The 7400-nt window shown below is 70.7% G+C and carries 9 protein-coding genes; 2 read left to right on the top strand and 7 right to left on the bottom strand.

Annotated elements, in window-relative coordinates; translation table 11 throughout:
• Positions 1-188 precede the first annotated feature (188 nt).
• Genes BWR60_RS35020 through BWR60_RS35010 form a run of 3 tightly spaced genes read right to left on the bottom strand, consistent with a single transcriptional unit; the run spans position 189 to position 2460 of the window.
• Positions 189-998 carry an ABC transporter ATP-binding protein gene (locus BWR60_RS35020; protein ID WP_088157817.1) on the bottom strand — a complete coding sequence of 270 codons (810 nt, stop codon included), beginning with the start codon at positions 996-998 and terminating at the stop codon, positions 189-191.
• Entirely contained in the window at positions 995-2008 is a 1014-nt protein-coding gene (locus tag BWR60_RS35015; RefSeq protein WP_088157815.1) for an ABC transporter substrate-binding protein, read from the bottom strand. Before BWR60_RS35015 ends, BWR60_RS35020 begins: the two co-directional genes overlap by 4 nt.
• Positions 2005-2460, bottom strand: coding sequence for a VOC family protein (locus BWR60_RS35010; protein WP_088157813.1), 456 nt, complete (start codon positions 2458-2460; stop codon positions 2005-2007). Before BWR60_RS35010 ends, BWR60_RS35015 begins: the two co-directional genes overlap by 4 nt.
• 266 nt (positions 2461-2726) lie before the next feature.
• Between BWR60_RS35010 and BWR60_RS38520 the strand changes: the two genes are divergently transcribed.
• Positions 2727-3416, top strand: coding sequence for a hypothetical protein (locus tag BWR60_RS38520; RefSeq protein ID WP_088157811.1), 690 nt, complete (start codon positions 2727-2729; stop codon positions 3414-3416).
• Between the two features lie 10 nt (positions 3417-3426).
• On the opposite strand, the gene BWR60_RS38515 is transcribed toward BWR60_RS38520, so the two are convergent.
• Positions 3427-4290, bottom strand: coding sequence for an AraC family transcriptional regulator (locus BWR60_RS38515; RefSeq protein ID WP_088157809.1), 864 nt, complete (start codon positions 4288-4290; stop codon positions 3427-3429).
• A gap of 206 nt (positions 4291-4496) precedes the next feature.
• On the opposite strand from BWR60_RS38515, the gene BWR60_RS34995 reads away from it, so the two are divergent.
• On the top strand, positions 4497-4940 hold the full coding sequence (locus BWR60_RS34995) for a YybH family protein (protein ID WP_088157807.1): 444 nt from the start codon (positions 4497-4499) through the stop codon (positions 4938-4940).
• 9 nt (positions 4941-4949) lie between these two features.
• Here BWR60_RS34995 and BWR60_RS34990 read toward each other — a convergent pair whose 3' ends face one another.
• The 3 genes from BWR60_RS34990 to BWR60_RS34980 form a co-directional block, all read right to left on the bottom strand.
• Positions 4950-5186 (bottom strand): tautomerase family protein, encoded by a 237-nt coding sequence (locus tag BWR60_RS34990; protein WP_088157805.1) that lies wholly within the window; start codon positions 5184-5186, stop codon positions 4950-4952.
• Positions 5187-5244: 58 nt separating this feature from the next.
• Positions 5245-5958 (bottom strand): SDR family NAD(P)-dependent oxidoreductase, encoded by a 714-nt coding sequence (locus BWR60_RS34985; protein ID WP_088157803.1) that lies wholly within the window; start codon positions 5956-5958, stop codon positions 5245-5247.
• Between the two features lie 155 nt (positions 5959-6113).
• The gene (locus BWR60_RS34980) at positions 6114-7037 is read right to left on the bottom strand and encodes a LysR family transcriptional regulator (protein WP_088157801.1); all 924 of its coding nucleotides are present in this window, start codon (positions 7035-7037) and stop codon (positions 6114-6116) included.
• Positions 7038-7400: the final 363 nt, after the last annotated feature.

Raw genomic sequence — 7400 nt, 5'->3', positions numbered from 1 at the left:
GCCCTGACGCATCAGACCGACGCGAAGACCGCGCTGCAGACCGCCCAGGCGACGATCGACCGCGTGCTGAAGAAGTGAGCTGAAGAATTGAGGCGGAGCACCGCCATCACCGCAACAACGAGTCCCCCCTCCCCCTGCGGGAGGGGGGCAGGGGGAGGGGGTTCCAACAGCAAGAACTAATCCCGCTGTCATGCCGCGCCCCCCGAACCCGCCGCCAGCAGGCGCCGCAGATGCGCACAGACGGCGGTGACTTCCGGCGCGTCGCGGTCGCAGCGGCCCTCGGCATCCTTCAGCGGCCGCAGGTCGACGATCTCCTGCACCCGGCCGGGATATGCTGCCAGCACCAGCACCTGCTGGCCCAGATATACCGCCTCGGCGATGCTGTGCGTGACGAAGACCACGGTGGTGCCGGTGCGCCGCCACAGCGCCAGCATCTCGTCGTTCAGCCGGTCGCGGGTGATCTCGTCCAGCGCGCCGAAGGGCTCGTCCATCAAGAGGATGCGCGGCCGGCACAGCAGGGCGCGGGCGATCGCCACGCGCTGGCGCTGGCCGCCCGACAGCTGGTCCGGCATCCGCTCCGCCAGCCCGCCGAGGCCGAGCAGCGCCAGCAGGTCGTCGGTCGCCATGATCTCCGTCCGGGCGGCCCGGCCGCGGCCGACCAGCAGCGGCAGCTCGATATTGGCGCGCACGCTGCGCCAGGGCAGCAGGGTCGGGTCCTGGAACACGAAGCCGATGTCGCGGCGCTGCCGGGCCGCTGCCGGCGGTCCGCCCAGCACCGCGATCTCCCCGGCCAGCGGCGCCAGCAGGTCGGCCGCGACCCGCAGCAGGGTCGACTTGCCGCAGCCGGACGGCCCGAGGATGGTGAGGAATCCGCCCTGCGGCACGTCCAGGTCGACGCCGTCCAGCACCGGCACGACGCCCGCGCCCCGGCCGGTCGGCGGATACCCGATGGCGAGCCCGCGGCAGCGGATCGCGACGCTGTCCACCCGTCCCGTCACCCCAGCTTCGGCCGGTCGGCTGCGGTCATCTCCAGGATCGCGCTCGACCAGCAGTCTTCCGGTTTCGGCGCGCTGCCCTGGAACTGGCCGATCGAATCGTAGATCCGCACCTGCTCGGCGATCGCGGCGGGGTCGAACCAGCCCCAGCCCTTGGCCTTGGTGTCGGCGTCGAAGCTCAGCTTCAGCACCAGCCCGACCGTCGCCTGCTCGGTCTCGCGGTCCAGCTGCGGATAGGCGTCCACGGTCAGGTCCACCGCCTCCTTCGGATGCGCGTGGGTCCAGGCCCAGCCCTTGGCCACGGCGCGCAGGAACTTCGCCAGCACCTCGGCATTCTCGGCCACCGCCTGGTCGGTGGCGAAATAGACGTTGGAGTAGGAGGGCAGGCCGGTGTCCTTCATCATCAGGTCGATCCGGTCCGGCCCGATCACCGACAGCGCCTTGGTGTTGGTGACCCAGCCGGTGACGGCGTCGACCTGGCCGGCCACCAGCGGCGTCATGTCGAAGCCGATATTGGTGATGTCCAGCTGCGACGGGTCGATCCTGTTCTGCGCCAGGATCGCGTCCAGCACGAAGCGCGCGGTGGGCTGGATGCCGATGCGCTTGCCGATCATGTCCTTGACCGTGCGGATCGGCGCCTTGGGCAGCGAGTAGAAGGCGAAGGGGCCGGAGCGGTAGCCGCAGGCGATCACCTTCACCGGCACGCCGGAGCCGCGGGCCAGCAGCAGCTGCGCGGAGTCCGAGAACTGGCCCAGCGCCGCCTGGCCGGTGACGACCGGCGGCACGGTGGCGGAGTTCGGGCCGCCGGGCGAGAACTCGACCTCCAGCCCCTCGGCCTGGAACAGCCCCTGCTTCAGCGCCACCACGTCGCCGATCTGGCCGTTGCTGATCAGCCAGTCGTATTTGATCACCACGGTGGCGGCCTCGGCCCGGCCCTGCGGGATCCTCAGCGCGATGCCGGCGCCGAAGGCGGCGATGCCGGCCAGGACGGTGCGGCGGTCGAAGGCGGTCATGCGGTCCTCCCTGCAGCGGCCGGCCCTTCGACGTCGCCGACAGGGCCGCCGTCGAGCCAGGCATAGATCTCCCACAGATTGTCGTCCGGGTCGGTGAAATAGGCGCAGCGCGCATTCCACGCATAGTCGGCGGGCGGCCGGGTGAATTTCACGCCGAGCGTGCTGAGCTCGAGATACACCGCGTCGACTGCGGCGGGCGAGGGCAGCTCGGCCGCGGCGCAGGCCTTGTGCACCTGCGGCGGGGCGCGGCGGGCGGAGACGCCGGTGTGCTCGGCGATATGGCCGATCTCCCACAGCGCCAGGGTCAGCCCGGCGCCCTTGAAGTCGGCGAAGCCCGGGGCGCGGCGGCGCAGCCGGAAGCCGAGCTTGTCGATGTAGAAGGCGGCCGCCCGCTCGACATCCTCGACCAGGAAGCAGACATCGGTGATCGGGTGGGCCTGGGCGAAGGGCATGGCGGTCTCCGGACGGTGTCGCCCCGATCATGGCGCCGCCGGACGCCTCGCTTCTTTCGTGATCCTGCGCATCTGTTGCTTGATCTTGCTCCGGGGGCAGCCACAGTGGCATCGACATCGCTTCCAACACCGTCATTGCGAGCGCAGCGAAGCAATCCAGGGCCGGTGCGCACTGGCCCCTGGATTGCTTCGTCGGCTTCGCCTCCTCGCAATGACGGAGGTGTATCCTCTTGACTCATATGTTCTTGTTATGTTCTTATTGTCAGATGGCCGACGCCGACACCAGGACAGAGATCGCGCTCGCCGCCCCGCCGGATCCGGAGGAGGCCGACGATGCGATCCTGTCCGGCCTGATCGAGCTCGGCATGACGATGGCGCGGGCGTTCCAGGCCGAGGCCATCGCCGCCCTGCAGGCCGACGACCTCGACCGCGCCGGCAAGGCCGAAGCCCATTTCAGCCGCATCTTCCTCGGCATCCGCCGCGCCATCGCGCTGCGGGCCAGGCTGCGCCAGCAGCGGGAGGAGACCCTGCGTGCCGGCGAGCGGGACCGGCACGAGCAGGCGGCCCAGGCGGCCGACCGGCGCCGCCGCGTCGCCCAGGGCGTCACAGAGTCCATCGCGGCCGCGACCCCAACACCCGCCGAGGCCCCGACGCGGGAACGGCTGATCGCCGATCTGTGGGAGCGGCTGGCCGGCGACCATGCCGACCGTCCCGACACGGCCGACAGGGCCCTGCCGATCGAGGCCCTGATCCGCAGCCTGTGCCGGGCCCTCGGCATCCCGCCCGACCGGGCCGCGATTGCCGCGGCCGTCGCCGGGACGGCGGAGGCACCCATCATCGATGCCATGACGGATGCCGCCGGAGATGCGCCCGCGCAGGGCTGGTTTCGTCCGGCGGATGCGTCCATCACCAGGCGGCGGCCTCCGCCGAGGCCGCCGAGACCGGACAGCAGTTGAGCTCTGGCTCCTAAGCCTCCGCCCGATATCGCGCCGGGGTGGTGCCGGTGGCGCGGCGGAAGGCGGTGGAGAAATGCGCCTGGCTGGCGAAGCCGGCACGGTAGGCGATCTCGGCCAGCGCCAGCTCGCGCCGGGCCAGCAGCGCCGTGGCGCGCTCGACCCGTCGCGCCAGCACGAATTGGTGCGGCGCCCGGCCGGTCGCGGCCTTGAAGGCGCGGCTGAAATGGAACCGGCTGAGGCTGGCCACCGCGGCCAGCTCCGCCAGGCTCAGATCGCCATCCTCCAGCGCGTCCTCGATATGGTCCAGCACCCGGCGCAGCCGCTCCGGCGACAGCGCTTCGGGCCGCTCCGGCCGCGGCTCCGGGCGATGGGACAGAAGGCGCAGGGTGCAGGCGGCGAAGGTCAGGCCCAGCTGCTCGGCCAGCAGCGGGTCGGTCGCCGCCGGCTGCCGCGCCAGCTCGGCCAGCGCCAGGGCGACGTGGATTGTGACCGGGTCGGCGGCGACCAGCATCTCGGAGTCGTCGAAATCCGCCGGCCCGATCCCCTGGCCGATCCGGCGATAGGCCGCGGGCGGCTGAAAGATCGAGATATAGTCGGCGCCATCGCCGTCGACGAACAGCGGCAGCCCGGCCGGCTGCACGCCCAGCGTCCAGGCCGGCCGCGTCACCTGCCGGGTCGGCCCGTCGCCGATCCGGAAGGCATAGCGGCCGTGCCCGCTGCGGTTCAGCGACAGCCGGTGCAGCGCGCCGCAGGATTCCATCTGGCCGGCATCGCTGCGATAGCACTCCACCGTGATGTCCGGCCGCGCCGCTGCCGCGTAATCGTGCAGCGCCGGCCGGCTGATGGCGAAGACCGATGGGTCGAGACCGTCCATCCCATGCTCTCCCTGCCTCTTCGGGTCCGCGGCTCTGCCGGCCGCGATGCCGCTGCCGCTCCTGTTCCGGAGCGACGCAAGCAGCATGCCAGACGGGCAGGGGCAGGGCCATCGGCTCGCCCTGAGTGCCCCGGGGAACAGGTGGACGCCACGGATTGCCGTAGACCATTGGTCCTGCGCAGGACTGGCGGAGCAAGGATGCAGCCATGGCCATCACCGACAAGGAGATCGCCGATCTCGTGGCGCGCGCGGCGGACGCCAACGCGGCGCTCATGCGCGGCGACATCGAGGGATACCTCGCCCTGATCTCCCATGCCGACGACTTCACGCTCATGACCCCGTTCGGCGGGCCGCCCACCTGCGGCTTCGATGCGTCGAGCGAGCGGCTGGCCGCGCTGGGGCGCTTCTTCCGGGCCGGCCGGACGGCGCTGGAGCTGGTGCGGGCCTATGCCTCGGACGACCTGGCGGTGCTGGTGGTGATCGAACGGCAGACGGTCGAGGTCGGCGGCCTGCCGGAGCAGGACTGGTCGCTGCGGGTCACCCTGGTGTTTCGCCGCGACGGGCCGGAATGGCGGCTGGCGCACCGCCATGCCGACCCGCTGGTCAAGGGCATCAGCCTGGAACAGGCGGCCGCGATTGCCCGCGGCTGATTGCCGAGCTCAGCCTGACTTGGCCGCGAGCCGCCGGCGGTACTCCGCGACCGGCAGGCCGCCGACGCCCCAATTCTCCATCGGCACCTCCTCGATCACCACGAAGGTCGCGTCGAGCGGCTTGTTCAGCACGTCCAGCAGCAGCTGGCTGACGCCTTGGATCAGGGCGGCCTTCTCCTCCGCCGTCACCGCGGGGCGGTCGGGCGAGGACCCCTCGCGGGTCACCTGGATGGTCACCATCGGCATCGCCGTTCTCCTCCATCAGGGATGGCGGCGGCCCGTTGCCGCCGCCGATCCGTGGTTTTTACCAGCGGCCGGCGCTCTGGCCGCCATCGACATGCAGGATCTCGCCGGTGACGAAGCCGGAATTCTCCAGGAAGACGACCGCGTCGACGATGTCGCGGATCTCGCCCATCCGGCCGACCGGGTGCAGCTTGCTCAGCCCCTCATGCGTCTCGGCCGGATGCATCGGCGTCTTGATGATGCCCGGCGACACGGCATTCACCCGGATGCCCTTGGCCGCGTATTCGATCGCCAGCCCCTTGGTGGCGGAGTTCAGGCCGCCCTTGGTCAGCGACGCCAGCACCGCCGGCACGCCGGCGATCGGCTGGTCGACCAGGCTGGTGGTGATGTTGACGATGTGGCCCGAGCCCTGCTTCAGCATCGCCCCCACGGCGTGCTGGGTGACGTGGAAGAAGCCGGCCAGGTTGACCGACAGTACCTTGGCGAAGTCCGCCTCGGTGTAGTCGGTGAAGGGCTTGGCGACAAAGATGCCGGCATTGTTCACCAGCGTGTCGATCCGGCCGAAGCGGGCCAGGCCCTCCTCGACCACGCGGGCGGCGACGCGCGGGTCGGCGATGTCGCCCTCGACCGCGAGGATGTCGGGGTCTCCGCCCTGGCGGATGGAGCGGGAGTTGGCGATGACCCTGTAGTTCAGGTCGCGATAAGCCTTGACCAGGCCCGCGCCGATACCCTGCGAGGCGCCGGTGATGACGGCGACCTTCCGTTCGGTTCCCATGATGTGCCTCTGAGATCGTGCAGCGGCCGGAGGGATGTCCGGTCGGCCGGGCCAGTGCGGCGCCGGTGCGGATCTATTTACGGCTTGCCGCCGTTCGCTCGAATAGGCGTCATCCGGGAGAGACTGTTGCGCAAACCGGAATGCCGGATGGCTGGTCAGGCGGCGTTGTCGGGCGTGAGGCGGGCGAATTGGGCCTTCAACCGGGGCAGGGCGAAGTCGACGAAGGCGCGGACCTTCGGCACCGACAGGCGGCCCTCCGGGGTGATGATGTGGACGGGCAGGGGGGCGGGCTCGGCGTCCGTCAGCACGACCTTCAGCCGGCCGGCCTGGACCTCCTCGCCGACATGGTAGGAGAACAGCCGGGTGACGCCGTGCCCCTCGGCGGCCGACGCGACCGCGGCCCGGACGCTGTTGACGATCAGGCGCGGGGCGAACTGCACGGTGCGGGCGCTGGTCGATCCCGGCGCCGGCGGGAAGCTCCAGGAATCGATGCCGAAATGGGTCATCGACACGATCCGGTGCCGGGCCAGGTCCGCAGGCTGCTCGATCCGCGGATGCTGCGCCAGATAGGCGGGGGCGGCCGCCACCACCCGGCGGACCTCGCCGACCCGCACCGCGACCAAGGTGGAATCCGGCAGATGGGCGATGCGCAGCGCGGCGTCGATGCCCTCATCGATCAGGCTGACCGGCCGGTCGAGCAGCAGCAGCCGGGCCGAGACGGCGGGATAGGCGTCGAGGAAGGCGTCCAGGATCGGGCGCAGCACATCCTCGCCGCTGATCAGGGGCGCGGTCAGGGTCAGCAGGCCGCGCGGCGCCGCCCGCTCCCCGGCGGCCAGCATGTCGGCCTCCTCCAGGTCGGTCAGCACCCGCCGGCAGGCGGCGGCGTAGCGCTCTCCCGCCTCGCTCAGCCGGATCGACCGGGTGGTGCGGTGCAGCAGCTGCACCCCGACATGGTCCTCCAGGAAGGCGATGGCCCGGCTGACCGCGGCGGGCGAGCGGCCGAGCCGCCGCCCGGCGCCGGCCAGGCTGCCCGTGTCCAGGGCCGAGACGAACACGCGCATGGCGTCGATCCGGTCCATCATTCTTCCCGGAGATGGAACACTGAAGGCCGAAGCCTAGGCACTCCGGCGTTCGGTGCAAAGGCCAGTGGTATGCCGCCCAGGCCGGCGAACTCATGTTCTGGCGACATTTGCGTGCTGGGGGTTTGGAGGGCGTCCTGAAAGAAATGGTCATCCTCGGGCTTGACCCGAGGATCCAGGGGCTTTCAAGAGCGGCTCTCGGTGGCCCCTGGATTGCCGGGTCAAGCCCACGGGTGTCCGGTTAAGAAAAGGTGGACATAGCGCACGGTGTTGATTCAGCTCGGGTTCAGGACGTTGGCGCGTCACCTGGACACGACCCGGAGCAACACCGTGCGGCATCACAATAGCGTGTTCCATGTTCCA

The sequence above is a fragment of the Inquilinus limosus genome (genome assembly GCF_002195995.1).
GTDB classification, from domain to species: domain Bacteria; phylum Pseudomonadota; class Alphaproteobacteria; order DSM-16000; family Inquilinaceae; genus Inquilinus; species Inquilinus limosus_C.
The sequence above is the reverse complement of the archived record's forward strand: the minus strand, read 5'-3'. Positions and strand labels throughout refer to the sequence as shown.

What these genes read in the sequence shown, in the direction of transcription:
- BWR60_RS35015 (WP_088157815.1), bottom strand. Translation starts at nt 2,008, where the DNA reads ATGACCGCCTTCGACCGCCGCACCGTCCTGGCCGGCATCGCCGCCTTC.
- BWR60_RS35010 (WP_088157813.1), bottom strand. Translation starts at nt 2,460, where the DNA reads ATGCCCTTCGCCCAGGCCCACCCGATCACCGATGTCTGCTTCCTGGTC.
- BWR60_RS38520 (WP_088157811.1), top strand. Translation starts at nt 2,727, where the DNA reads ATGGCCGACGCCGACACCAGGACAGAGATCGCGCTCGCCGCCCCGCCG.
- BWR60_RS38515 (WP_088157809.1), bottom strand. Translation starts at nt 4,290, where the DNA reads ATGGACGGTCTCGACCCATCGGTCTTCGCCATCAGCCGGCCGGCGCTG.
- BWR60_RS34995 (WP_088157807.1), top strand. Translation starts at nt 4,497, where the DNA reads ATGGCCATCACCGACAAGGAGATCGCCGATCTCGTGGCGCGCGCGGCG.
- BWR60_RS34990 (WP_088157805.1), bottom strand. Translation starts at nt 5,186, where the DNA reads ATGCCGATGGTGACCATCCAGGTGACCCGCGAGGGGTCCTCGCCCGAC.
- BWR60_RS34985 (WP_088157803.1), bottom strand. Translation starts at nt 5,958, where the DNA reads ATGGGAACCGAACGGAAGGTCGCCGTCATCACCGGCGCCTCGCAGGGT.
- BWR60_RS34980 (WP_088157801.1), bottom strand. Translation starts at nt 7,037, where the DNA reads ATGGACCGGATCGACGCCATGCGCGTGTTCGTCTCGGCCCTGGACACG.